Source organism: Cohaesibacter intestini, assembly GCF_003324485.1.
Lineage (GTDB): Bacteria > Pseudomonadota > Alphaproteobacteria > Rhizobiales > Cohaesibacteraceae > Cohaesibacter > Cohaesibacter intestini.
Genome location: NZ_QODK01000005.1, coordinates 113394 through 139160, shown reverse-complemented (window position 1 = coordinate 139160; position 25767 = coordinate 113394). Strand labels below are relative to the sequence as shown.

23 protein-coding genes are annotated in these 25767 nt (G+C 54.8%); 14 read left to right on the top strand and 9 right to left on the bottom strand.

The features are described from left to right. Positions 1 to 182: 182 nt before the first annotated feature. The 3 genes from DSD30_RS17290 to DSD30_RS17280 are packed head-to-tail and all read left to right on the top strand — an operon-like array spanning position 183 to position 3210. Positions 183 to 1559: a four-carbon acid sugar kinase family protein gene (locus tag DSD30_RS17290; RefSeq protein ID WP_198663015.1), complete on the top strand. Its 1377-nt coding sequence runs from the start codon at positions 183 to 185 to the stop codon at positions 1557 to 1559. Continuing rightward, on the top strand, positions 1556 to 2350 hold the full coding sequence (locus tag DSD30_RS17285) for a DeoR/GlpR family DNA-binding transcription regulator (protein ID WP_114010985.1): 795 nt from the start codon (positions 1556 to 1558) through the stop codon (positions 2348 to 2350). Before DSD30_RS17290 ends, DSD30_RS17285 begins: the two co-directional genes overlap by 4 nt. 14 nt (positions 2351 to 2364) lie before the next feature. After that, complete coding sequence (locus DSD30_RS17280) at positions 2365 to 3210, top strand: class I fructose-bisphosphate aldolase (protein WP_114011133.1); 846 nt, start codon at positions 2365 to 2367, stop codon at positions 3208 to 3210. Between the two features lie 65 nt (positions 3211 to 3275). Here the strand turns inward: DSD30_RS17280 and DSD30_RS17275 are convergent, their stop codons facing one another. Further along, a complete protein-coding gene (locus DSD30_RS17275; RefSeq protein WP_114010984.1) occupies positions 3276 to 4001 on the bottom strand; it encodes an SDR family NAD(P)-dependent oxidoreductase in 726 nt (241 codons plus the stop codon). A 103-nt stretch (positions 4002 to 4104) separates the two neighbouring features. Between DSD30_RS17275 and DSD30_RS17270 the strand changes: the two genes are divergently transcribed. Further along, complete coding sequence (locus DSD30_RS17270; RefSeq protein WP_114010983.1) at positions 4105 to 5019, top strand: LysR family transcriptional regulator; 915 nt, start codon at positions 4105 to 4107, stop codon at positions 5017 to 5019. Between the two features lie 175 nt (positions 5020 to 5194). On the opposite strand, the gene DSD30_RS17265 is transcribed toward DSD30_RS17270, so the two are convergent. Then, on the bottom strand, positions 5195 to 6889 hold the full coding sequence (locus DSD30_RS17265; RefSeq protein ID WP_114010982.1) for a Na/Pi cotransporter family protein: 1695 nt from the start codon (positions 6887 to 6889) through the stop codon (positions 5195 to 5197). A 407-nt stretch (positions 6890 to 7296) separates the two neighbouring features. Then, positions 7297 to 7572, bottom strand: a complete 276-nt coding sequence (locus DSD30_RS17260) for an ArsR/SmtB family transcription factor (RefSeq protein ID WP_245418524.1) — start codon at positions 7570 to 7572, stop codon at positions 7297 to 7299. Between the two features lie 311 nt (positions 7573 to 7883). Between DSD30_RS17260 and DSD30_RS17255 the strand changes: the two genes are divergently transcribed. From DSD30_RS17255 to DSD30_RS17215, 9 genes are all read left to right on the top strand, one after another. Next, positions 7884 to 9272 carry an ABC transporter substrate-binding protein gene (locus tag DSD30_RS17255; RefSeq protein WP_114010980.1) on the top strand — a complete coding sequence of 463 codons (1389 nt, stop codon included), beginning with the start codon at positions 7884 to 7886 and terminating at the stop codon, positions 9270 to 9272. Continuing rightward, positions 9269 to 11173, top strand: a complete 1905-nt coding sequence (locus DSD30_RS17250; protein ID WP_198663014.1) for an ATP-binding protein — start codon at positions 9269 to 9271, stop codon at positions 11171 to 11173. The genes DSD30_RS17255 and DSD30_RS17250 overlap by 4 nt, the downstream gene beginning before the upstream one ends. A gap of 16 nt (positions 11174 to 11189) precedes the next feature. Then, positions 11190 to 12539, top strand: coding sequence for a sigma-54-dependent transcriptional regulator (locus DSD30_RS17245; protein WP_114010978.1), 1350 nt, complete (start codon positions 11190 to 11192; stop codon positions 12537 to 12539). 349 nt (positions 12540 to 12888) lie between these two features. After that, complete coding sequence (locus tag DSD30_RS17240; protein ID WP_114010977.1) at positions 12889 to 13836, top strand: Bug family tripartite tricarboxylate transporter substrate binding protein; 948 nt, start codon at positions 12889 to 12891, stop codon at positions 13834 to 13836. Continuing rightward, positions 13836 to 14279, top strand: a complete 444-nt coding sequence (locus DSD30_RS17235) for a tripartite tricarboxylate transporter TctB family protein (RefSeq protein WP_114010976.1) — start codon at positions 13836 to 13838, stop codon at positions 14277 to 14279. Before DSD30_RS17240 ends, DSD30_RS17235 begins: the two co-directional genes overlap by 1 nt. Positions 14280 to 14294: 15 nt before the next feature. After that, complete coding sequence (locus DSD30_RS17230) at positions 14295 to 15803, top strand: tripartite tricarboxylate transporter permease (RefSeq protein ID WP_114010975.1); 1509 nt, start codon at positions 14295 to 14297, stop codon at positions 15801 to 15803. A 191-nt stretch (positions 15804 to 15994) separates the two neighbouring features. Beyond that, on the top strand, positions 15995 to 16204 hold the full coding sequence (locus DSD30_RS17225; protein ID WP_114010974.1) for a hypothetical protein: 210 nt from the start codon (positions 15995 to 15997) through the stop codon (positions 16202 to 16204). A gap of 61 nt (positions 16205 to 16265) precedes the next feature. Continuing rightward, on the top strand, positions 16266 to 16931 hold the full coding sequence (locus tag DSD30_RS17220; protein ID WP_114010973.1) for a DUF47 domain-containing protein: 666 nt from the start codon (positions 16266 to 16268) through the stop codon (positions 16929 to 16931). A 14-nt stretch (positions 16932 to 16945) separates the two neighbouring features. Continuing rightward, positions 16946 to 18433, top strand: coding sequence for an inorganic phosphate transporter (locus DSD30_RS17215; protein WP_114010972.1), 1488 nt, complete (start codon positions 16946 to 16948; stop codon positions 18431 to 18433). A 157-nt stretch (positions 18434 to 18590) separates the two neighbouring features. Here DSD30_RS17215 and DSD30_RS17210 read toward each other — a convergent pair whose 3' ends face one another. From DSD30_RS17210 to DSD30_RS17185, 6 genes are all read right to left on the bottom strand, one after another. Continuing rightward, positions 18591 to 18977 carry a RidA family protein gene (locus DSD30_RS17210; protein ID WP_114010971.1) on the bottom strand — a complete coding sequence of 129 codons (387 nt, stop codon included), beginning with the start codon at positions 18975 to 18977 and terminating at the stop codon, positions 18591 to 18593. A 32-nt stretch (positions 18978 to 19009) separates the two neighbouring features. Further along, a complete protein-coding gene (locus tag DSD30_RS17205) occupies positions 19010 to 20065 on the bottom strand; it encodes a D-TA family PLP-dependent enzyme (RefSeq protein ID WP_114011132.1) in 1056 nt (351 codons plus the stop codon). A gap of 15 nt (positions 20066 to 20080) precedes the next feature. Continuing rightward, complete coding sequence (locus DSD30_RS17200) at positions 20081 to 21556, bottom strand: M81 family metallopeptidase (protein ID WP_114010970.1); 1476 nt, start codon at positions 21554 to 21556, stop codon at positions 20081 to 20083. A 176-nt stretch (positions 21557 to 21732) separates the two neighbouring features. Then, positions 21733 to 22779, bottom strand: a complete 1047-nt coding sequence (locus tag DSD30_RS17195; protein ID WP_114010969.1) for a TRAP transporter substrate-binding protein — start codon at positions 22777 to 22779, stop codon at positions 21733 to 21735. A 56-nt stretch (positions 22780 to 22835) separates the two neighbouring features. Next, positions 22836 to 24119: a TRAP transporter large permease gene (locus DSD30_RS17190; RefSeq protein ID WP_114010968.1), complete on the bottom strand. Its 1284-nt coding sequence runs from the start codon at positions 24117 to 24119 to the stop codon at positions 22836 to 22838. Then, positions 24116 to 24631 (bottom strand): TRAP transporter small permease, encoded by a 516-nt coding sequence (locus DSD30_RS17185; protein ID WP_114010967.1) that lies wholly within the window; start codon positions 24629 to 24631, stop codon positions 24116 to 24118. The genes DSD30_RS17190 and DSD30_RS17185 overlap by 4 nt, the downstream gene beginning before the upstream one ends. Positions 24632 to 24882: 251 nt before the next feature. Here DSD30_RS17185 and DSD30_RS17180 point away from each other — a divergent pair, with 251 nt between their 5' ends. Continuing rightward, positions 24883 to 25767, top strand: coding sequence for a MurR/RpiR family transcriptional regulator (locus DSD30_RS17180; RefSeq protein WP_114010966.1), 885 nt, complete (start codon positions 24883 to 24885; stop codon positions 25765 to 25767).

The following is a 25767-nucleotide window of genomic DNA, read 5'->3' as shown; positions in this document are numbered from 1 at the left end:
TGTGGTGCAATCGGCCTTTGCAGGACTGCGCCAATATGCCATGGCAGACGGTTTGCATTTGTATCACAAATTTAGTTACAATAAAACGGAATGATGTTGTAAAAATGGTCTCATATGCTACATTTTCCGGCAACTGGACCAATCCAATCACGTCTCAATATGTCGGGAGGCTCCAAACCATCATGACCAAAAAGCCTGACGCTCAGTCCGAGTTGCTGCTGTCCTTCTATGGTGACGATTTTACAGGCTCTACAGATGCGCTGGAGTCGGTCACAATGGCCGGGATTCCGTCCATGTTGTTTCTTGAGCCGCCCGAAAAAGAGGATCTGGCGGCCCATCCGCACTTGCGCGCGGTCGGCGTGGCCGGAACCAGTCGGAGCCGCAGTCCCGAATGGATGGATACTGACTTGGCCCCCATTCTTGAAAAGCTGAAGGCGCTCGGAGCGCCCCTCTGTCACTACAAGACATGCTCCACCTTCGATTCTTCACCAAGGATCGGCAGCATAGGCAAGGCGATCGAGATCGGGCAGGACATTTTTGGGGCCTGTGTTCCTGTGGTTGTCGGGGTGACGCGTCTGCGCCGCTATGTGGTTTTTTCCACCCTGTTTGCTGCTGCAAGTGTCGCGGGCGAGAGCGAAGCTTTTCGGATCGACCGCCATCCGACCATGAGCAAGCATCCTGCCACGCCCATGGATGAAGCGGACTTGCGTTTGCATCTGGCACGACAGACGCAGCGCAAGATCGGGTCTTTCGATTTCAGACGCATGCTGAAGGCCGATGCTGCACAAGACTTTGCCTTGGAATGCGCACAGAATGATCTGGTTATTCTGGATACGTTCGATGAGGCCACGACTTACAAGACCGGGCAGTTGCTGTTTGACCATTGTCGAGACCATCCGGCCTTTGTTGTTGGCTCGTCCGGTGTGGAATATGCGCTGGCCGACTATCTTACAGACACAGGACGCCTGCCCATCGCACCACCGCCCGCTCCATGCGGTGCGGTTGATCGCCTGATTGCGATTTGTGGCAGTTGTTCGCCAACAACGGATCGGCAGATCACATGGGCTGAAGCCCATGGATTTCATGTCGAGGCGGTCGACACCGTTGCTCTCATCGAACAGGGCGCACAAGCCGAGCAAGCGCTGGTGCAAAAGCTGGTGGCGCTCACTTCAGACCGTCCGGGCGTTGTTCTTCACACCGCCAGAGGGCCCAATGATCCAAAGATTGCTGAGACATTGGCGGCGCTGGACCGCCATGGAATGCAAGGGGCTGACAGCTCCGCCATTCTGGGTGGCAGTCTTGGGCGTGTCCTGCATGCGGTGGTGAAGCAAACCAACCTGAAGCGTACGGTTCTGGCTGGCGGCGACAGTTCAAGTCATGCGATGAGCGCGATGCATGTGAAGGCTCTGGAGGTTGCGGGTCCGCTGGTCGTCGGTGCTCCTTTGTGCCGCATCCACTCAGAGGATGAGGCAATCAACAATCTGCAGGTGGCCTTGAAAGGCGGGCAGGTCGGCGGGGATGACTTTTTCGGGCGGGCGATGAATGGTGACGCATCATGACGATGGCACCTTCGAAGCAGGATGATGCCCGGTTGAAAGGCGAGGCGCGGCGCCAAAAGATCTTGTCGGTGGTGCAGGCGCAAAAATCCGTCTCCCTCACTCAACTGACCACCGAGCTGAATGTCAGCCGCATGACCATCCACCGGGATCTGGATGTGCTGGAAAGTCGGGGCCTTCTGCGCAAACAACGCGGTGGGGTGACTGCGGAAAGCTCGTTGCTGTTTGAAAGCAATTTTCATTATCGGCGCCAAACGGATGAAGGCGCAAAGCGGGAGCTGGCACGCGCTGCCGTGGCGTTGATCGAGCCGGGCAATGTAATCATGCTGGATGAAAGCACAACGACGCTGATGATGTGTGACTATCTTGAGGCAATCGAGAATGTCACCGTTATTTCCAACTCACTGGCCGTGTGTGATCGCCTGCGGGATGTTGCCAATGTCCATCTGGTCATCACGGGTGGTGACTATAATGATACCCACCAGAGTTTTTCGGGTCTTGTCTGTGAGAATGTGATCGGCCAATTGCGTTCTGACTGGGCCTTTCTGTCCGCAGCGTCCGTGATTGGTGAGTGTCTGTTCCATCAGGATCAGGACATCTTGCGCGTCAAGCGTGCTTTCATGCAGGCATCGGAGCGCACAGCTCTGCTGCTGACGGCTGGCAAGTTCAGGACGCGGGCGCTCAACCAGTTTGCCGAATTGTCCGAGTTCGATCACATCCTGATTAGCAAGACACTTGATGAGACGATCGCCAGTCAGCTTCATCAAACGGCGCTCTCTTTCAAACTCATATAGTAAGGATGAAGATGATGCTTCAGACCCTAGGCCAACAAATTCGCCTGTCCCGAATCCTGAACCCTGCAACCCGACGTGGTTTTTGCATTGCATTTGACCATGCCTTGCAATTGGGCACCTGTCCGGGCATGGAGCATCCAGAGCAGATGCTGGACAATATGAACGAGGCCGGAGTGGATGCGGTCATTCTGCCGCTTGGATCCGCTCTGCATTATGGGCCAAGGCTGGTGCAGAATGGCGGCCCCGCGCTGATCCTGCGGCTTGATCAGACCACCATGTGGAGAGAAGGCACGGCCCTTAGCTACGAAGATGGACATTCAAGGCTGGTTGCTTGCGTCGAGGATGCGGTTGCCCTCGGGGCAGAGGCCGTGATCACCTACATGTTTGTCGGGCACAATGATCCGGCTGTCGAAACGGCAAGCTTTCGTGCCAATGCAGACGTCAATCAGGCAGCACGCCGTCTCGGCATTGTTCATATTATCGAGACGATGGGCGCACGCCATGCTTTGGCACCTGATATCCATGATGGTGACTTTGTCAGCTTTCACGCCCGCATCGGCATGGAAATGGGGGCCGATATCATCAAGACGGACTGGCCCGGGAGCGCCGATGCCCTCAAACGCATCACCAAACAATTGCCGGTGCCCATCATGCTGGCCGGGGGGCCAAAAACAAACAGCGATTTCGGTACGCTGGAAATGGTCTCGACAATTATCGGCGCGGGGGCTGCGGGCATCCTGTTTGGCCGTTCGGTTTTTCAGTCCGATGATCCTCTGGCCCTCATGAAGGCCTGTCGCGCTGTTATTCACGACAGCAAAACGGCCCAGGACGCTGCCGACCTCGTCGGTCTGCGACCGTGACGATCGCCACCAGATGAGCAATCGGGCAGGGGAGAAACAACCCTGCCCTTTTTTTGGGGGGCGGGTCACATCATTTGTGCAAAGGAAGCCTCGACGGCTTTTTGATCCTGACGCCAGGCCTCGTAGACTCCCGCAGCCATGGCTGGATAGACATCCTCATCACCTGCAATGACCGCCTTTAATACATCGCGGGCGACATCATGGGCGCTGTCCTTTGGTCCATCAACGCCAGCCAGCATGTCCGTATCGATCCCGGCGGGGAAGGCGTTCAAAATGGCAATGCCCTTGGGTGCCAGATAGGCCCGCAGGGACATGGTCATGGACCAGGCTGCGGCCTTTGATGCGTTGTAGCCTGAAAATCCCGGAGCGCTGAGGAAGGAAAGCAGCGACAGCATATTGACGATGGTGCCGCCTCCATTGGCAGCCAGCACAGGCGTGAAACGTCGGGTCATGTTGTGCAGGCCTTCGAGATTGACAGCCATGTCGCGGTCCAGTCCGTCCTTTGTGATGTCAAGGGCGCCGCCGAAGGTCAGGGATCCGGCATTGTTGATGAGCAGGGTGACGTCTTGGGCCTGTTGCGCCGCTTTCTCAATCAGTTCGCTGTTTGTCACGTCCAGCTTGATGGGCACCACCTTGTCTGGATTGATGGCAATCACGTCTGCGAGGCTGTCGACGTTGCGGGCGCCAGCATAGACTTTTGCTGCCCCGCCAAGGATCAGTTGTGCAACATATTCCTTGCCAACCCCGCGATTGGCCCCCGTCACGAAAGCAATTGAGTTCTGAATTTCCATTTGAAATCTCCGATTGGTTTGCGTTGGTGATGCAAGAGATATCCGTGCGGGTTCATCCGAGAAATGGATTGATTGTCATTGTAGTCGTGCGTATTCTGCACGAATGGATCTATCAGCCCTAAAAATCGTGACACTCGTTGCTCGGCATGGAAGCTTTGCGGCAGCGGCCAGAGTGCTTGATGTTGATCCGTCTTCGGTTTCGCGGACCGTGGCCAACGTCGAGGCCGGGCTGGGATTGCGGCTGTTCCAGCGGTCAACGCGAATCTTGTCGACCACAGAGGAAGGGGCCAACTATATTGCGCGGATTATCCCGTTGCTGGAAGAGTTCGACCGGGCACAGGAGGAGGCTCGCAATGTGGTCAAGGGACCTCGGGGGATCCTGAAAATGACCACGTCTGTCTCCTTTGCTCATGTCTGCGTGGTTCCCTATCTCAAGGCATTCACGCAACGATATCCTGATATCGCTTTGGAGCTTTTGCCGATAGACGCCAATATTGATCTGGTCGCCAACAATATCGATCTGGCAATCCGTCTTGCCCCAGCGCCGGCAGGCGATCTGATCAGCACGCGATTGATGAAGACGCGCTATATTGTCTGCGCTTCACCCGATTATGTGGCCAACCATCCTGCGGTCGAGCGGCCTGAAGACCTTCGCGATCATGCCTGTCTCTGTTTTGCGCTGCCAGACTATCGCACGAAATGGCGATTTCGGCAGGCGGGGATGGAGATTGTCGAGGTGCCGATTTCTGGTTCTATCGTGATATCCAACGCCCTGTCCTTGCGCCATGCGGTGCTGGATGATCTTGGACCGGCTCTTCTGCCCGACTGGCTGGTCGGGCCCGATATTGCGACAGGCAGGCTGGTCAATCTGCTGCCCGATTATGAATGCGCGGCGACCGAATTTGACACCGCCGCTTGGGCGCTCTATCCGTCCCGGTCCTATCTGCCAAACAAGGTCCGTGTCATGATCGACTTTCTGCGGGAAAGGCTGACCGGGGTTGAAGCGAGCAGCCGCTAAGAACGGCTCGGATTGCCGGGAATAGCCGGGGGCTTCAGGGCAGGGGTAGGGAAGCAAAGCAACGATACCAGCCGAAGAGTGCCGCGAAAAAACACTCTTCGACCGATTTGAGCTGACCAGAGGGCGCGACGCTCCTGTGCTCCGTCCTGCTGACCGCACAGATGCGTTGCGGTGTTTAAGAGCTTTCTCCAGTCATGTGGCGCGTATTGTCGTGCAGATTTTCGATCAGGCGCGTCTCGAGCAATTGTCCCTTTTGATAAAGGATCGGATAGGCGATGCTGGCAATCTGGCTGTTGAAGTCCTGCAGGGCGCGCAGGGTCTCCAGATGGATGTCGCTGCTTTCAAACGACAAGGCTTTGCCGTTGGAAAGACGTTTGAGGTGGGAGCGACGGCTCAGGCGTTCGTAGCGTGTCACATCTCCCTTTTCCGCCACCAGCAGGCGGGCGCTTTCCAAATCACTGGAAATCAGCACGTTGGATGCCAAGGACATATTGGCCAAGGCTTTTTCATGCAGATACACCAGTTCGGAGCGCCCTTCTTTTGAAAAGCGGAGGTTTGACTGGTTCTTTTCCTGAGCAAGCGGGAGCAGCCGTCGTGCCACAATGTCACCGGCTGACTTGAGGGCAATCGCGTAATCCATCAGATCATGCAGTTGTTTGCGTTGTTTCTTCGCCAGGTCCTTTTGCGGGATCGCTGCAATGAAGGCTCGCACATCAGACAGACTGGTATTCACATTCTGGTCGAGCTCGATAACCATCTTTATCCTTGTTGCATCTCCCGTGTCATAAATGTCCATGATCGGTCGGAACATGCGATCAATCTGATCCGACATCCGCAACAATTCACGCTTCAGGTTGGCAACGGCGGAGTTTGGCGTGCCGATCTTGCTTTGGTCCAGAGCGGAGTGAACCGCTTCGAGTTTGTAGCCTTCTTCTGGCGCGTTGCGTTGAGGCATCACGAGGATGATGAACGATTCCATATACCGGCAGAAGGGCAGCATGAGCAGAAGCAAGCCATTGAAGATCAAGTGATTGGTAATCAGCGCCTGACCGGGATTCTGTTTGGGCAACATGTCTGTTATGGGCAGATTGTTGACCAAGAGGACGGCAATCAAAGCCCAGCTTCCGCGCACGACAAGATTGGCGAGCATGATTCTGCGTCCGGAGATGCCCATGCCTCGGCTCAACCACAAGGGAATGAACGCGCTGCCCAGATTGGCCCCGATGACAAGCGAGATCCCTGCATCCAGTGGCAGCGCTCCAATGCTGACCAAGGTGACGCACATCAGGATCGTCGCGACACTCGAATGCATGACGAATGCAAGGGCCGCGCCAACGAGAAAGGCCGTCAGATAATCTTCAGACAAATACTGAGCGATGGCTGGCAGAAAATCGCTATCCCGAATGGGGGTCATGGCATCTCGAAGCAGTTGCAGAGACAGCAGAATGAAGGCGATGCCCATCAGGATGCGGCCGATCTGGCGCGGGCGGAGGGATTCAACCTTGACGAACAACCAGCCGCCGGTTGCCAACAGCAGGGGAATGAGCCAATCCAGTTTGAAACTCAACAACTGAATCACCAGCGCTGAGCCGAAATCTGCCCCCAGAACAACCGCCAGCCCAGCGCCAAACCCAATCAGATTACTGGCGGCAAAACCGGCAACAAGAAGCGCAACTGCCGCCGAGCTTTGCAGAACAACAGCCAGTCCGAAGCCTGCCGCGCTCGAGTTGAATGGATTTTGGTGCTTGGTTAGCAGGTGCTGAAAGGACGCTCCATATGTGCGTTCGATGCCGGTGCGCACCATTCTGACTGCGAAGAGTAGCAGCATGGTTGCTCCGATGAGATTGAGAAGAAACATCACCGTAGGCATGAAGATTCCTTTCTTGCCGGCAAGCAACGGATATACCGGCCGGCAATTGTTTGGTTGCAGTTCGCAATATGGTTCGGCTGTGTCATGAGAACTGGAAATCGGGCCATCGCCTGTTTGGATGAACCTGATATCGGGCCGAGCTGTAATCGACTGATTACTATCAATTTGAATGTGACCCTTGGCGAATCACATTGCTTCACAATTTGCTCAAACAAGCGCTTGTTTTAATGGCGACAAGTCGAACAGGTTGTGACACTGAGTTTGCCTCAGTTTTGTCTTTGGCCGAAGTGTTACGGCTGGAAAGTGGTCACCGAATGGCAATGGAAACAAAAAAAGCCACATGGTGAACCTGACCGGGGCACCATTGGCTGGTTTTGAGCGGGTTTCGCAATGCGGATTGCTTGCTACTACTCTTTGCCACCCGAATGGTTTTCTGACAGGGCGAGGACCGCTTTCAGGAAGGTAACTTCCTTTTTGCCCAATGCGCTCGATATGCGGAATCGAACAGATTGACCATCCCGTTCATCTTGAACGAGGCCCGCAAGCTTGAGTTTCTTGAGATGACGGGACATGTTGGATTGCGGAATATCCAGTTTATCCATCAACTCAAACAGGCGATGCTCACCACCATCGGCAAGTAGCCGCATCACATCCCTGCGCACGCGCTTGCTAAGGGCTGACATAACTTTATCAACATTGGACATATTGCGGCTCGCCGTTATATGTTGGGTGTAACATATGCTTGTTTTTGCAAATGCTCAAGTGGAAATATGTTCGTTTGTGCATATGTCGCAAATTGCATAGTGATTTTTTGTCAGTGTGCTAGTCTATCCGTGAATGCCTAAGCATTCAAACTAGGCGAAATGACTGGATTGAAGACCTATATCATTCCAGTTGTTGCCTAGAGGAAAGTACGGAGCTTTCTGTGGAAAAGCGCTCGACTGGACGTGTATCGCACGATTTTTCGGTTCTGAGCACACTTTCAAGGAACAAAATGGACTCTCGAAACCTCATCAAGACCTGGTTGTACATGGTTTGCCTAACAGCTGCTGTGTTTTTGGTTGCTTCGGCGCAGGCTCGCGCTCAGTCGAACGTAGACAGAACAGATGACAGATTGGTGATAGTCACCTCATTTCCACCGGCACTTTTCGATCGATTTCGCACAGAGTTCGAAAAATTGTATCCGGAACTGGAAATTTTCATTCGCAGCAAGAAAACGTCGGCGGCCATTTCTTTCATCAAGGAACGTCCGACAGAGCCTGCTGATGTGTTTTGGGCCTCGTCACCGGACGCGTTTGAATTTCTCAAAAAGTCCGGTCATTTATTGCAGGCATTCGAGCGTACGGACAGTTCGGTGCCGCGCATCGGGTCCTATCCGCTTGACGATCCCGACGGATATTACAGGGGGTGCGCAATTTCCGGGTACGGGATCGTGTGGAACAACGATTATCTCACCAAACGCAACCTGCCTGTACCAACCAAGTGGGAGGACTTGACCAACCCAACCTACAAACGTCATATCGGCATGTCTGCGCCTTCACGGTCTGGCACCACCCATTTGATCGTTGAGAGCATATTGCAAAGTCAGGGATGGGAGAAAGGTTGGCGATTGCTCTCGGAAATCGGCGGCAATCTGGCGACGATCACGGCGCGCAGTTTTGGTGTCATTGATGGTGTGCGGGCGGGGCGGTTTGGCATTGGCATCTCCATCGACTTTCTGGGTCAATCTGCAAAGGCACAAGGGGCGCCCATGGACTTTCTCTACCCAAAGGGGACGGTTTTCCTGCCAGCAAATATCGGGCTGGTTTCCCGCACGAGCAATCGGGATGCTGCGATGGCCTTTATCGATTTTGTCTTGTCCACGGAAGGTCAAACACTCCTGTTTGAACCCACGATCCGTCGGTTGCCTGTTTCCCGATCGGTTTATGCTCAGGCCCCGATGGGTTACCCAAATCCATTCAGTGATGAACTGGCACGCAAGAGCATCCAGTTCGACACGAACCTGTCGCAACAACGCTATCACATGGTGAATTCCCTGTTTGACGTCATGCTCACCTACCGGCAGGCAGCGGTGAGGCGCACATGGGATGCGGTTCATAAGGCCGAAAGACTGCTTGAAAAACGGGACCTGCCGGATCTGGTCGCGCGCATTCGTGAGGCGCGCCGATTGATGAGCGCGGTTCCGGTAAGCGGTGCTCAAGCCGTGGATACTGAGTTTGTCTCTCATTTCGCCCGCAACAAACCGGGTATATCAATGCCCGAAGCTCAGGTCCGTCTCGAAGCAGAATGGGTCCGATTTGCGCGGGCACATCAGGATCAGGCCCTGTTCATTGCCAGAGACGTTTTGACCAAACTCGAAGTTGCGGATATCGAACAGCCATGAGAGACAAGTTGCGCGTTGGCATCCGTGGGCGATTGTTTTCGGCATTCGGAGTCGTCACCTTCGCCATGATCGCTTCTTCAGCCATGGCCTGGGTTTTGTTTACCCGGCTTGGCGACACCGTTGATGAGGTGGTTGGACGCAATGTGTCGGCGGTGACCTTCGCCGCACAGCTGGCGGAATATGGCGGCGGGATCATCGGCTTGGCGCCCGCCTTGGCCGCCGCACAGGATAATGTGGATCGCGAGCGGGTCTGGACCGATTTGTCCGAGCGACTGCACAATATGGGACAGCTCCTGGACAGCAATTCCGAGGATTCCGACATCGGAGCCGTGGTCGAGGACTTTCGAAACGATGTGAATGCGTTGCAGGGGAACCTGCAGACACTCAACACGGTTGTTTCAAGGCGGCTGTTTCGCAGCTCCCAGAAACGCGAACTGGGCGAGCGTCTGCGCTGGGCTTCGTCAGACTTCCTGAATGAAGTCGAGCCGATGATCGATGATACACGTTTCAACATCAGTCTGGCGCTGAGCCGTGATGGCGAGAACAAAGCCTATCTCAAGGAGGAACTGGTCCGGGAGAGAGCTTTGTTCATGATCCATGCCGATGGCAGCCTGATGGCAGAACTGATCGGTCGGGCCGCCAACATCCCAGATGAGGATACCCTGCGCGGGACCGAGTTGTATTTCCAAGAGATCAGCGATCAAATCAACAAGAACTATCTGACGATCAAAGCTGTGCCGGGGGCATTGTCCCTGCTTCAGTCCATTCAGGATATTCAGGCATTTGCCAAGGGGCAGTCGAGTTTGTTTGAACTGCGCGCCAGCGAATTGGACGATGTCAATAAAGAGCAGGCCCTGCTGGCGAAGAACCAGACCTTGTTGAGCCATATGGATCAATTGATTTCGAAACAGGTCGCCGCCGAAACTTCCGACGCTCTGCGGGCTGTGGAGCGCTCTCGTTTGTCGATCAACAAAGGGCGTGCATGGCTGACTTTGGCTGTCTTTATCGGCGTTGTCGTTGCGGTTCCTGTGGTGTGGCTCTATGTCGATCATGGGTTGGTTGGACGCTTGAGGACGCTCGATACCAGCATGCGTGTCATTGCTGATGGAGATCTCAAGGCAGAGGTTCCGGTCAGGGGCCGTGACGAGATCGGCGATATGGCGACCTCTCTTCGCACATTCCGCGATACGTTGAGCGAAACGCAGGCGGAACTCGTTCAGGCCGCCAAAATGGCCGCGCTTGGGCAATTGACGGCTGGCATTTCCCACGAAATCAACCAACCGTTGTCCGCGATCCGCCATTATTCCCGCAATACCGGGTTATTGATCGACAAGGGACGGGATGCCGAGGCAAAGGACAATCTGCAAAAGATCACCAAGCTAGTGGCCAGAGCCAATCGGATCACCGAGAGCTTGCGAGCCGTCTCCCGCAATGCCAAGCATGACTTGCGCCCCACCGATATGGTTGTGGTGGTCGATGAAGTGTTGGCGCTCTTGGCGCGCCGTTTGGGCGAAAATGATATCCAAACCGAGGTGCAGATTGACGAGGCGTGTCGGCAAGTCATCGCGGGTCAGGTGCGCTTGGAGCAGGTTATTCTCAATCTGGTGACGAATGCGATCGACGCCATGAAAGACGCACCGGTGCGCCGTCTGACCATTACCGCAAAGCATGGCGGGGAATGGGCCGACCTGTTCATCCGGGATACAGGCTGCGGAATTCCTGATACCATCATCAAGCGGATCTTTGATCCCTTCTTCACTACCAAGGATGTCGGGGAAGGGCTTGGATTGGGATTGTCGATTTCGTACAATCTTGTCAAGGGATTCGGAGGCAGCATGCGGGCTGAAAGCGTGATAGGTGAGGGCTCCGTGATCAACATAAAACTGAAGCGTGTGTCGTGATCGCAAGAAGGACATCATGAATATCAATCGTGTCATGTTGGTCGATGATGAGGAAGAGGTTCGTCTCTCTGTCGCGCAAACGCTGGAACTGGCCGGGTTCGACGTTGAAACCTATTCTCATGCCGAAGACGCTTTGCGCAATCTTGCGCCACACTGGCCGGGCATTGTCATCACCGACTTGAAGATGCCGCGCGTGGATGGCCATGAATTCCTCAAGCGCATCATGGCGATTGACAGTGACTTGCCTGTCATCATTCTCACGGCCCATGGCGATATCCCGATTGCTGTGCAGACCATTCGCGACGGCGCTTATGATTTCATGGAAAAATCCGCCGAGCCTGACTATTTGATCTCCATTATTTATCGAGCGCTGGAGAAGCGCAGTCTGGTGCTGGAAAATCGGGGGTTGCGCCGGGAGCTTGGAACAGCCCGAGAGCTGGAAGGTCGGCTGATCGGCAAATCCGCTGCCATGGAAAAACTGCGCAATCTGGTGATGACACTGGCTGATACGGATGTTGATGTCCTGTTGCTTGGGGAGACAGGAACAGGCAAGGAAGTCACGGCGCGTTGTCTGCATGATTTCGGGCGGCGCGGAAAACACCCTTTCATCGCGCTCAATTGCGGTGCTCTGGCGGAAAGCGTGATTGAAAGCGAGCTGTTCGGCCACGAGGAGGGCGCTTTTACCGGCGCGAGCAAGCGTCGCATCGGAAAGATTGAATTTGCTGAGGGTGGGACGCTTTTTCTGGATGAAATCGAGAGCATGCCCGCCAATATGCAGGTTCGTCTGTTGCGGATATTGCAGGAAAGAGCCCTGGAGCGCGTGGGTGGCAATGAAAGCGTGAATGTCAACATTCGGGTGATTGCCGCTTCCAAAATCGATCTGCGTGAAGCGGTTGCCACAGGCTCGTTCCGGGAGGATTTGCAGTACCGGCTGCAAGTGGCACAGGTGATGCTGGCGCCTTTGCGGGGGCGGGTTGAGGATGTGCCTTTGCTGTTCCGCAATTTCGTCGATGCGGCGGCGGTCCGATATCGTCGTCCAATTCCTGATATCGACACCGCAACATTGCAAGAGTTGATGCAGCGTCCATGGCCTGGAAATGTGCGCGAGCTGCGCAATGTGGCCGAGCGGTTTGTGCTGGGCTTGAATGAGCCGGATGACATCGCCGGTGAAGGATTCGCAGAGGATGCAGGGGCGTCGAGTTCGCTGAGTGAACAGATGGCCTGTTTCGAGCGGGCAACCATCGCCAAGGCGCTGGAATGCCACAACGGGCAGATTGGCGTTACTGCCGATGCACTCGGTCTTCCCCGCAAGACCCTGTATCTGCGGATGCAAAAATATGATCTGAATCGCGAAGACTTCATGTGACAAAATTGACCGATAGCCCTTTTGGCTTTGGGTCGTTTTTGACATAAGATGCGAAGTTCAGCAACAAGTCCCTTATGTATTTATTTCTATAATTCAATGCTTTGACTCTTTTTTGAGTTCTTGGCACGACGCTTGCTACCTCTATTGACGCCACGTTGGGAGGCTTGCGCACCCAACGCGTGAGGGAGGATTTTCTGCGCCAACTGCTCGACAAGTCAGACCCACCACACCCCAGACCGGCAAACCTGTTGCGAGGGAGGCGGTGTTTGGCGTCGAAACAACCAGATTCGACGCAAAAAACTCACAGTGGCACCAAGGCAAATTTTGCAGACTAAATAGGGAGTATCACATGTTAGCAAAAACACTTTTGGCAAGCGCAGTCATTGCGCTTGGGTTGCCGTCGCTCGCCATTGCGGATGATTATCCAAGCAAACCAATCTCCATCGTCGTGCCTTCAAAGGCTGGCGGTTCCACTGACAGCACCGCACGGATGTTTGCTGAGCTGGCGGAAAAGAACAATCCCGGATTCGAATTCGTCATCAAGAATGTTCCCGGTTCCGGTGGCCAAAAGGGTTTTGAGCAGATCGCTCGTGCCGAAGCGGACGGCTACACCATTGGCCTGAACTTCACGCCACAGCTGGTTGCTCACATTGTTTCCAAACGGGCAAAATACACGCTTGATAGCTTCAAAGTGATGGGCAACGTTGCTCAGGATCCGGCTATTGTCGTGGTTCCGAACGGTAGCCCAATCAAGTCTATGGATGATCTGGCCAAATTGGCCAAGGAAAAAGCCCTGACCGTTGCTGTCAACGGCATCGGCTCCGACGATTTTCTTGCTGCCAAAGCGTTTGAAGAAGCCGCTGGTGTTTCCTTCAATCTGCTGCCAACCAAAGGCTCGACCGAGCAGAAAGCCGGCGTTTTGGGTGGCCATGTGGATGCCGCCTTTATGAACCTGTCGCAGATGATCAAACAGCATGCTGCTGGTGATGCGCTCATCATTGCTTTGTTGACCGAAGAGCGTGACCCGCATCTTAAAGAAGTTGCGACCGCTCTTGAGCAGGGATACGACGTCAAGATGCGCGCAACCCGCGGTTTCGTGGCACCTGCCGGTATCGATCCTGCTATTCAGGGCAAGCTCGACACCATTCTGCAAGAGGTTACCGAGAGCGACGCGTTCAAAGCCAAAGCTGCGAAGAGCAACATTTTCTTGCTGCTGCAAAATGGCGATGACTATCACGCATATCTGAAAGATCTGCAGACCAAAACGCAAAGCGTCTATGACAAAGCGCCTTGGTAATGACTAGAAAACTCGTAGATCGATCAGTTCTCATACTGATGATCGTGGGTGCTGTGCTGTTGTTTAACAGCACAGCTTCCTACACCGGTATCGCCGTGTCGACGTCGGCTAAGTATGTCCAGTTCCTGGCAGTTTCCATTGGCCTACTCTGCACTGTTCAACTCGGCTTCAGTATTTCTCGTGACAAGGGACAAGAGCGGCTCGTTCTGACGGATCACTTTCCACGTTTCCTCAGCCTGATTGTCGGACTGATCCTGTTTGCGATCACCTTCGAGCATGTCGGCTTCTTCGTCGCTGCGGGTATTTTCATACCGATCATTTCCGTTGCCCTTGGATATCGGCGCTACGTGACGATAGGCCTGACAACGTTGGGGGTCCTGTTGTTCGTGTATCTGGTGTTTATCCAGCTTCTGGCCGTGAACTTGCCAACCGGCGGCAGTTAAGAATCGGGAATCGCAATGCTTGAATATATCTCTATTGTTTTATCGTTCGAATCGCTGCTGACGATCTTCATCGGGACCGTGGCTGGTGTCGCCATTGGTGGGATGCCCGGTTTGACTGCAACCATGGCTGTGGGCCTTCTGGTGCCGTTTACCTATACCATGGACCCGACACCGGGATTGATGTTGCTTGGCGGTATTTATTGCGGGGCCATGTATGGTGGTTCGATCCCTGCAATTCTGCTGAACACGCCCGGTACACCTGCGGCGGTCGCCACAGCGATTGAAGGCTATCGCATGAGCCGCAAAGGCCGGGCTGGCGTGGCGCTCAAGACTTCGGTCGTGGCCTCCTTCTGCGGCGGGACCTTTTCCGCGTTCGTGCTGCTGCTGTTCGCCCCCTTCCTTGCCATGCAGGCCCTGAAATTCGGACCTGCCGAAACCTTTTTGCTGGCGCTGATGGGTTTGGCCGGCATCGTTTCGATTGCTGATGAGAATTCCTCGTTGATCAAGGCGCTGATCGCCGGATTGATCGGGATGATCATCGCAATTATCGGTACAGACGATATGTCGGGTAGCCTTCGCTACACGATGGGGATGATTGAGCTGGTCGATGGTATCGACTTCATGCCTGCCCTGATCGGTCTGTTTTCGATGATCCAGATGCTGGAACTGGCTGGCATGCACAAGCAAACGATCGACACGTCGATCCTGGAAAAGGCCAGCAAGAAAGAGCCATTGCCAAAAGGCATCAGCAAATTCATCGCTCTGGGATCCGGAACGGGCACCGTGATCGGCATTCTGCCGGGCGAGGGCGCAACGATTGCAGCCTTCATTTCCTACAATTTCTCCAAACGCATCTCCAAGGTCAAAGAGATGTTCGGCAAGGGCAATCCAGAGGGCATCGCTGCCGCCGAGGCAGGCAATAACGGGTGTGTTGGCGGCTCTCTGGTGCCCACCCTGACGCTTGGTATTCCGGGTAACTCGGTGGCTGCCGCTTTGATGGGGGCCTTCATCATTCACGGGATGATCCCCGGGCCGGAACTGTTCACTGAATATGCGGACAGAACCTATCCCTTCATCATTTCCCTGTTCGTCGCGAATGGTGTGTTCTTGATGGTTGGGATCATGTTTGCCCCGTATCTCGCCCGTGTTGCACTTGTGCCACCTGCTCTGATGGTGCCTGTGGTCAGTGCTTTCGCTGTACTTGGCTCTTATGCATTGAACAATTCGGTGTTCGATATCTATCTGATGATTGCCTTTGCAGTGGGTGGTCTGGTGCTGAGAAAAGTGGGCTATTCTCTGGAAGCGCTGATCTTGGGCCTTATCCTTGGTCCAATCGCCGAAGGCGGATTCTCGCAAGGCATGATCATCGGTCATGGATCGCCTTGGGTCTTCTTTGAAAGCAACATTGCCAAGCTCATGTGGGTGATCATCCTCCTCCTTCTGCTGCCGCCGCTTTACAGCTACTTCAAGACGATCCGGCATCACCATAACAAGAGCGTATCAGACAGCGAAAACGCTGGATGATGCCTTAAGCGATCTTTCTACCTCCCTGGAGGGCCGGTGCATGACACTGGTCTTCTGGGAGGCGGTCGGTCCCGACCAAGACAGCCTGCACTGCAGGTCTGCCACCCTGTCAACCTTGTTCCGCACTCCGTTCCAGATGCCATCTGGATGGTGTCCGCTCGGTGTGCGCTCTGACTATGAGGCGTGAGAAAATGGGAAAGAACAAACGCAAGCAAAATGATCGCGACGTGATTGAACAGATTGCTTCAATCAAGAAGCAACTCAAGGCGATCAAACACCTGACGGATGATGCCGACAACTGTTCTTCGGTCATATGCAAGGAGGCTCGCACTGGTGCGAAACGGCTTCTGATGACATTGAAAGTCGCGAAAAAGGACTTCGTCAAGAAGGATTCCGAGTGATGATTTATTCCCTTTCGGGGGACTTCATCAAACGACCCGTGGCTAGCGTAGGAATAGATGGATGGTATTTGCGAACAGGAATTTTACCGTTTTTAAGAAAGCGTCGCGGCTGGAAGCGCAGGTGGATGAGTTCCTTGATTTGATTTCGGAAGCCGGCTTGCTTTTCCGTCAGTGTATTGAGTTGTATCTCTCGCAGGGAGAAAGCGAAGAGTTCACCACGAAGTTTCAGCAGATTGATGAACTGGAAACGCGCTGCGATGTCTTGCGTCGCGTGATCGAAGCCGAACTTTTCGAGCGCACGCTGATCCCTGATTTGCGTGCCGATGTGCTTGCGCTGATGGAGGGCATCGATGATGCGATGAATCTCTATGAGGACAATGCCAGACGCTTTGCGGACGAGATTCCCAATATTCCAGAGGAATATCATAAAGACTTCAGGGAATTGACGGAAACAGTTGTCGAATCCATGGAGTCGACAATTCTGGCCTCGAGGGCCTTCTTCCGCAACATCGAGGAGGTGCGTGACCACCTTCACAAAGTGGGCTTCTTTGAGACGGAAGCTGACCATATCAGCGCCAGAACCATTCGGAAGGTGTTTCGCTCCGACCTGACGTTGGAGCAGAAGATACACATTCGCTACTTCATCAGCAAAATCGACGATATCGCCGATCGCGCTGAAGATTTGGGTGATAATTTGGCGATTTGCACAATCAAGCGCCGTATCTAGAGAAGGTTCAGATTATGGAAGTCGCGTTTCTCATTTTCCTCTCGAGTGGTTTGTTTCTTGGATGGTCTCTGGGTGCAAATGATGCGGCGAACGTCTTTGGTACGTCGGTCGGTACGGGCATGGTCCGATTTTCAACGGCGGCCATTGTCTGTAGCATTTTCCTGATCCTGGGGGCTGTTATCAGTGGTGCGGGTGCCGCGCATACTCTGGGAAAGCTTGGCTCTGTCAACACCATGGCGGGGGCATTCATGGCGGCCTTCTCTGCCGCTTTGACGGTCTACTGGATGACCCGTGCCGAACTGCCGGTCTCGACCAGTCAGGCCGTGGTGGGCGCAATCATTGGCTGGAACCTGTTCAGCAGCTCCATTATTGACAGCGAGTCCCTGATCAAGATCGTTCTTACCTGGGTGGCATGTCCTGTCTTGGCGGGGATCGTGGCGATCCCGATCTACAAGGGGGTGAAGCTGTTTCTCAGGGTCGCCAATCCTCACTTGTTTCGGCTGGATGCCTATACCCGCGCGGCGTTGATCTTTGCCGGGGCTCTGGGTGCCTATAGTCTGGGTGCCAACAATATTGCGAATGTGATGGGTGTGTTCGTTGATTCTTCTCCCTTCACGGATTTTGAAGTCGCAGGGTTGTTCCAACTGACCTCGATCCAGCAACTGTTTCTGGTTGGTGCGTTGGCGATCAGTTTGGGTGTCTTTACTTATTCCAAACGCGTCATGATGACGGTCGGAAAAGGGCTGCTGCCGCTGACCCCGCTTGCTGCATGGGTTGTCGTCATCTCTCATTCCATCGTGCTGCTGCTGTTCTCGTCGGTACAACTGGAGCATTTTCTGGCCTCGTCCGGCCTGCCCACCATTCCTCTGGTGCCTGTTTCAAGCTCGCAAGCCGTGGTTGGGGCTGTGATTGGCCTTGCTCTGCTTCAGGGAGGGCGCGGCATCAACTGGCGTGTTATGGGGGGCATCAGCGTTGGTTGGGTCACCACACCGATCATCTCCGCAACGGTATGTTTCTTCGCTCTCTTCTTTCTTCAAAATGTGTTCAATCAGGATGTTTATCAGGAAACACACTATGCCCTGTCACGGGAAGGTGTTGAGCGCATTTCTCAGGAAGGTGTCGATATCGAACCGTTGCGCTCCCTGCAGGGCAAGACATTCACCGATGCCGTGGCCTTTCGCGATGCTCTACGGGACGTGGTGTCTGTCGATGCCAAAATCGAGAAACGCATCATTGAACGTGCCAAACTGACGCCCTTGTATGTCGACTATAGCAAGATGCATGTTTTCGAGGATGGATGGTTAAGTGCCAATCAACTCCAAGCCATAAAGGGGCTTTCCGGGCTTCGCTTCAGCTATACATGGCAGCTTGAGGAAGATTTGGCGCTCATATCGGATGAATGGGCCTTGTTGGAGAAGACAACCCTGAACAAGTTGCGCAACAAAGAGGTGCGAAGCCAGCTGGATGCGGTAATTCGGACCTTCTCATCCCATTCGGAGTGAGCAATCAGATCGCGTCCGAAGAAAATAGCGAGCGCATCATCGGGTCTTTGTGATTGGGCTGGGCGGGATGGTTGTCCCGATCGGTCTGAGCCGACCCAATCCATGGTGCGGCGCATCAGGCAGGTGTGGGATCACCCGCCTGATGCAGCGCTGTTCTTTAGGCAGGCTTGTAGGCAATCACGTCGATTTCGACCTTGGCGTCAACCATCAACTGCGAGCGGACGGTGGAACGGGCCGGGGCGCCATTCTTGAAATAGCTGGCATAGACCTTGTTGAAGGTCCAGAAGTCGCGTGTGTCATCAAGCCAGCAATTGGCCTTGACCACATCATCAAGGGTGCAGTCGGCAAGGGCCAGTACCTTGATCAGATTTTCCATGACCAGACGGGTCTGAGCCTCGATGCCACCATATTCGATTTCGCCCTGATCGTTCATTGCGACCTGTCCGGAAACATAAATGAAATCGCCAGCGCGTACGGCTGGGGAAAATGGGAGCTGTTGTCCCCCTGCTCCGGTGCGTTCAACGCCCAGTCTCTCTATTGACATTTTTCTCTCCATTTTTCTTTCGTTGGGTCTTCTCACCAGACCTTGCCGCGCGCGACGACTGGGCTGGATGTTTCAAATTGCTCACCGCGTATAAGTTGGACCTCGTCGAGCATGTTGGTTACGACGCAGGCATGATTGGGCACGATGCGAACCCTGTCTCCGACCTTCAAATTGATCGGCTCCTTGCTGACAATCCGGCCGTGTTCTTCGCTCAATTGGTCGATTTTCAGCTCATCATGCCCCAGAACATGACCAAAACCGTCAAGGCCGAGCAAATCGGATGTGAGGACTTTGGACCCTGCATCGATGATCGCCCGACGGGGCGTCGGGCGCGAGACGATGGTTGCCAGAATAGTCAATGCGCAGTCATCGAATGAGCACACACCGCGCGCCACCAGTGAACGGTCATTATAGATATAGGTGCCCGTTCGATATTCGGTCACAGTGGTTCCCAGATGGGCTTGCCACATGTCGGGCGAGCCGCCGCTCGAAACGATCTCGACCTTAAGGTTTGAGGCCTCGATCTGTGCCTTGGCGGTCTGCAACCACTGATCCACCGCATGGCTTTGTCCGGCGGGCGGGTAGGTCATCAAGCCCTTGAAGGTGAGGCCCGGTGCCTGATCGATCATAAGGGCAAGCTTTGCTGCATCCTCCGGGCTTTGAACACCGCAGCGCCCTGCGCCGGTGTCGCATTCAACGAGTACATCCAGATCGGCCGGTGCCGATGTGAAGGTCTGCGACAGACCGCTCACCACCGTTTCATTGTCAGCCACCACAGATAGCCGCGTTCTGGATGCCAGCGCCTTGAGGGCGTCGCGTTTGTCCTGCCCCAGAATGTTATAGGTGAGGAGAAGGTCGGAAATGCCGCCTTCAGACAGCATGGCTTCGGCCTCGGAAATCTTCTGGCAGGTGATCCCGACAGCGCCTTGCGCGATTTGCTTTTTCGCCAGCAAGGGCAATTTGTGGGTCTTGATATGCGGCCTTAGCGCCAATCCATGGGCGTCGCAATAATCCTGATAGCGCGCAATGTTGGCTTCGGCCACATCGAGGTCGATGAGGACTGATGGTGTGGAGATCTGTTCAAACATCATCGGAGATCCTGTTCAGGCCTGTTCAAGGTGATGCGGGTCGTCGACGATTGGCCAGATTTGCCGCGTCAGGCGAGTGTAGCTGTTGGTGCGCGGATCGTTTGGATAGGGCCCTTCGACAGCAGCATAGAGAATGTGAGAGGCAATCGGGCTGAAGGCGCCGTGGAAATGATTGGTCGACTTGACGATCAGTATCTTCTTGGATGCAAAATCGATGCCCAGATTGCTGAAGAGATCGGGCGAGAAAGCCTGCGAGCGGTTGGAATTGAGAACCACGCTCAGGCCATTGACCTGAATGGCGGCGCTGTCTCCCAGAGGCACAACAGAATCGCCGAAGGATTGCACTGCATCGGGCAAAACGCGCAGAACCTTCACCTTGGAATCGATGGGCGCTCCCGCATGAGCGGAGGTCTTGCCGCCAAAGCGCAGCATGAATTCCGTGCCTTCACCGGCCGCCTGACACAAGCGGACCGCCATCGGGTCCCAGATCGTGCCAAGGGCAATATCCTCAAGCCCCATATCAAGGATCATCTGCGCCATGATCGTGGAATCGCCTGCCACGCCGCCGCCCGGATTGTCCCAGACATCGGCAATCACCACCGGCGCCGCCGCTGTCTGCGAGAGCTGCACCGCCTGATCGAGAGCGGCCTGCGGGCTGACGAAATCCGGACGAGCGCGTCCGCGGAAGCTGAACAGCTCCAGCCCCAGCGACCGGGCGAGGTCGTCGGCGGCTTTTTGATTGTTGTCGGTGATCACGATCATCTTGGCTCCAAGGTCAGGGCTGTCCCCTGCCATGAAACCATGAATGGCCGAGATCGAGAGCGCCGTGCCATCCGCCTCCAGACGCTTCATCTTGTCGACAAATCCGCGCATCGGTTCGCGGCTGGTTGGTAGCACATCCATCATGCGGACATCGAACACCGCCATGGTGGGGGCGATCTCTCCGTTGGCAGCGCGAATGGTCAGATCAACACAGGCTTCGCCTGCTTCGACGAAATCGGTATGTGGGAATTCCTTGAAGACGGTGATGATGTCGGCATTGTTGATCCGGCGTTCACTGAGATGGGAATGCGGATCAAAGCTGGCGCCGACTGTTACATCGGGGCCGACAATGTGCCGAACGGCTTCAAGGAGTGTCCCTTCGCAATCGACACAGCCATCGGCAATCATCGCTCCGTGAAGCCCCAGCACAACGGCATCGACAGGCATCTCTGCCTTGAGCTGGTCGATCACTTCGTCGAACAGACGGGTCCAGGTTGCCGCATTGACCAGACCGCCAGGTTCGGCCCAGGTTGCTGTGCCTTCGATCAGTTCAATTTCATCGGCCTTCGCTCTGCGGCGCAATTCCGGCCAAATCCCGGTGCACAGGGTCGGGGTTTCGGGATGGTCGCCAGGAGGGCAGTAAAAGCTCTGGGCAAAGTCACTGAAATCGGTACGCAAGGGGGAAAAAGTGTTGCTTTCCGTTGCGATGGAAGCGCAGAAAATCCGCATAAAACATCCCTCCGGATACCGGCTTGGGGCTCCATTGTCTGCCCCGGTATCCGCTTATTACAATAATTTAAGGCAGCCCCGGTGCCGGGGCGGCCATTGATTTGTTGAGAGAACGAAGGATTGTTCCTCCGCCTGGTGCGGGATGCGCCCTTCAAAGAGCGCAACCCGTTGGTGTCTTACTTGATGTAGGTGTTGTCGTTTGCCTTCATGACCTGATCGCGGAAGAGGGTGAGCAACTCGCCTGCTTTCTCATCCAGATTGTCTTTGACATGCTTCTCGAAGGCTGGCTGGGTTGCATCGGCCATGGCCTTGCGCTGGTCATCAGACAGAGCGGTGACTTCCATTTTGTCCATCAAGCCTGCCAAGCCGCGATCTGAGGCTTCGATAACACGTGCCAGCCCGCGCGATGCGGTCACACAGCTTTCCGCTGCATAATGCAGGATCTTCTGTTCATGTTCGGTCAGGCCATCATAGAAGGCCTTGTTGATCATCAGCGTGTAAGGTGAGAACAGATGGTTGGTGAGGGTCATGTATTTCTGGACTTCGTTGAACTTGGCGAAATACACGGTCGGAACCGGGTTCATCTGGCCATCGATGACACCGGTCTGAAGGCCGGAATAGACTTCACCCCAGCTCAACGGATAGGCTTCGGCACCCAGAGCATTGATGATTGCCTGATGGGACGGCAGGGTCATCGTGCGGATGCGGATGCCGTCAAAATCTTCGAGCTTGGCGATGGACCGCTTGGAGTTGGTCACAGCAAAGAAGCCACCGGTATCGGGGAAGCCGAGGACTTCCACGTCACCCAATGTTGCCTCGATGTCGGTTGCCAGTGTCTGGCCGAACTCTCCATCAAATACCTGATAGGTCGCGGCGTTGCTGCCAAAGGCGAAAGGCAGGTTGAGTACGTCGATGCGTGGATAATAGCTGGCAAGCGCACCGGTGGAAGTCAACGTTGCCTGAATGAAGCCATCGCGCACCATCTGAACATGTTCGGATGCCGAGCCAAGCTGGTTGGATGGGAAAACCTCGACCTTGACGCTGCCGTTGGTGTCGGCATTGACGATGTTGGCAAAAACACCGGTGCAGGCATGGGCCGGATTTTCAAAGGCATCGGCTTTGTTGTCATGGGCAAATTTCAGAACTTTGCCATCAGCCATGGCGGCGTTGGCCGCGAGAATGGCAAAAGCGCTGACGGTCAGAGCATAAACTGTTTTCTTCATGGTAGTTCCCCCGTTAGGTGTAAGAAATGCGTGGTCTTTATGGTTCTATTGGCTCCTTAGCCGACGAAGCCCAACAGTCTGGGGAGCAGCAAAGCTGCGTCTTCGAGATAGGCAAACAGGAACAGGATTCCGACTTCCGCCAAAAGGAACGGGAAAAGCTTCATCGCGATGCGTTCAAGCTTTTCCCCGGTCACGGAAGACAGAACAAACAGGCAGGCGCCGACCGGCGGGGTCATCAGCGAAATATTAAGCGCCAGCACAAAGATGATGCCCGCATGGATCGGCTCAAGGCCGATTTGCTGGGTCAAGGGAACCAGCACGGGCGCGAGAATGATGAGAATGGCTGTGATGTCCATCACCATGCCAACAACCAGCAGAATGCCGATGATGATGGCGATTACGGCATATCGATTGTCGGAAATCACCAGCACGGCTTCGGCGATGGCTTGCGGAATGCGTTCAAAGCTCATCCACCAGCCAAGGATGCCCGCAAAAGCGATGATGACAAAAATGACGCCGGTGATCCGTGCGGTGCTGACCAGCATACGATAGAGTGCGTCAAGGGTCAGGGTGCGGTAGACGAATGTCCCGATGAACAGCGCATAGGCGACGGCAATGGAGGCCGCTTCCGTCGGGGTGACAATGCCGCCAAGGATGCCGCCAAGGATGATGATCGGCATCAGCAGAGCCGTGAAGGAAGCAAAGAAGGTGTCGATGATCTCTTTTGTCGACGATCTGGATTCCGCTTTGGGAAGATTGTTGCGGGCGGCGCCAAGGGCAATGACCATCATGCAGATGCCGCATATGACGAGTCCGGGCAGAATGCCAGCAGCAAACAGACCTCCAATCGAAACCCCCATCAGGGAGCCATAGACCACCATCAAGCCGGAGGGGGGAATGGTGGGGCCGATGATTGAGCCAGCAGCCGTGACGGCGCAGGCGAAATCCCGGCTATATCCCTCTTTCACCATGGCTGGCACGAGGGTGCGGCCGAAGGCGGCGGCATCGGCTGTTGCAGAGCCGGTCAGGCCAGCAAAGAAAACCGACGCCAGCATGTTGGTGTGTGCAAGGCCACCTCTGAAATGCCCCACAAGAACGCGTGCGAGGGTCACCAGTCGATCCGTGATGCCGGTGTGATTCATGATCTCGCCGGCGAGAATGAAAAATGGCATGGCCAGAAACGGAAAGATATTGAGCCCGTTGAACACTTTGCCCGGACCGACGGGCAGAAACTGGGTGCCTCCCATATCGATCAGGCCAACCACACCGGCCAGGCCAATGGCAAATCCGATCGGCATGCCAAACAGGATGAGACCGGCAAAGGTGAGAGCGACGATCATGATGCCACCTCATCGGAGCTTGGCAATGCCTCGTCCAGATGCGATCCAAGATCGCGGATCAAAACAAGACATAGCTGGAGGACACATAAAAGGGAGGCGACCGGAATGGCGGCATAAAATGGCAGCAAGCTGGCTCCGAAGATCATTGCCACGCGGCTTGATCCGCCCTGCGCAAAGTCAAGCCCGTACCAGAAGAGATAGACGAACAGGGCCAGTGCCAGAAGATCGATCAAGATCAGGCAGATGTGGCGCATGCTGGCGAGCAATTTCGCAATAAAGGCTGTCAGCCCAATATGCTCGCGGCGGGCAATGCCGCTTGAGACTGCCAGCATCGCAGACCAGATCATCAGATATCTGGCCAGAACTTCGGGCCAAGGCAATTGCCAATGGAAAAAGTAGCGGTCCACGACCCCGAGCCACACATCGAGAACCAGAGCAACCATCAAAATGGCGACGACCATTTCAACGACCTGGTTCAGTTGCAGGCTAACCTTCGCAGCCAAGTCCCTCATATGAGCCTCCGATGGATTGGCAGGTGATTATGTAATTTAATTAGAAATTTGATCCTGTTTTGACCAAGAGTCAATCAAAAAATGTTACTGAAGTACATAATTGGACAAAATTGGTGTAATTTAAAACTGGTTTTGATTAGTTTGTGTAATCCAAGTACACTTGCCGGGAAGGCGCATGGCCGGATTTCGTGCTGAGCACCCCTTAATGCCCCTGACTGACACTTATCCGGAGTTACTTCTTGTCCCCACACATGCAAAAACAAACCGTCGATATCATTTCCGCTCTCAAGCAAATGGATGGCACCTTTGCCACGCGCGAGCAGCGGGTGGCCGACTATGTCAACGCAAACATGGAACGCATCTCGGAAATGACGATCGCCAATCTCGCCGAAGCGGTGGGGGTCAGTTCACCGACTGTGATCCGCTTTTGTCGATCGCTGGGATGCGAGGGATTTCGTGACTTCAAGCTCAAGCTGGCGCAGAATCTGGCGGTCAGTTTGCAATATCTGGGTCCCGAGGCTGCGGTGGAGGCCGCGAAAGGCGCTTCGGCGATTGATCGGATTCTGGGGGCTTTGTATGCCACCGCCAATGTCATGCGCCAACAGATCGACCCTGCGAGCCTTGAAGCCGCTCAGGCGCGACTGTCGGAGACACGGACATTGCTGGTGCTGGGACTGGGGGGCGGTTCTACGATGGTTGCCAATGAAGCGGCGAACCGGTTCTTCCGCCTCGGCATTCCGGCGGTTGCCGTCAGTGACAGCTATTTGATGCAAATGCGGGCTGCAACCTTGGGGCCCGAGGATACGCTGCTGATCATTTCCAACAGCGGTGAGGCCCGTGAGCTGATCTGTGCTGCAGAGATTGCGTCTGGCTATGGGGCCAAGGTGATCGTCATTTCCAAACCGAAGACCACTTTGGAAACACTGGCGGACTATGCCATCACCGCCAACCTGCCCGAAGATCCGGATATTCACAAACCGACTGCTTCGCGCTATGCCCATCTTGTGCTGATTGATGCGATTGCTCTGGCGGTTGCGCAAAGCCGGGCCGACCTTGCCAACGAGAATCTGCGGCGGATCAGAGCTTCGCTGACGGCCTATCATGGCCAGATTGGTGCCCAGCCACTGGGTGACTGA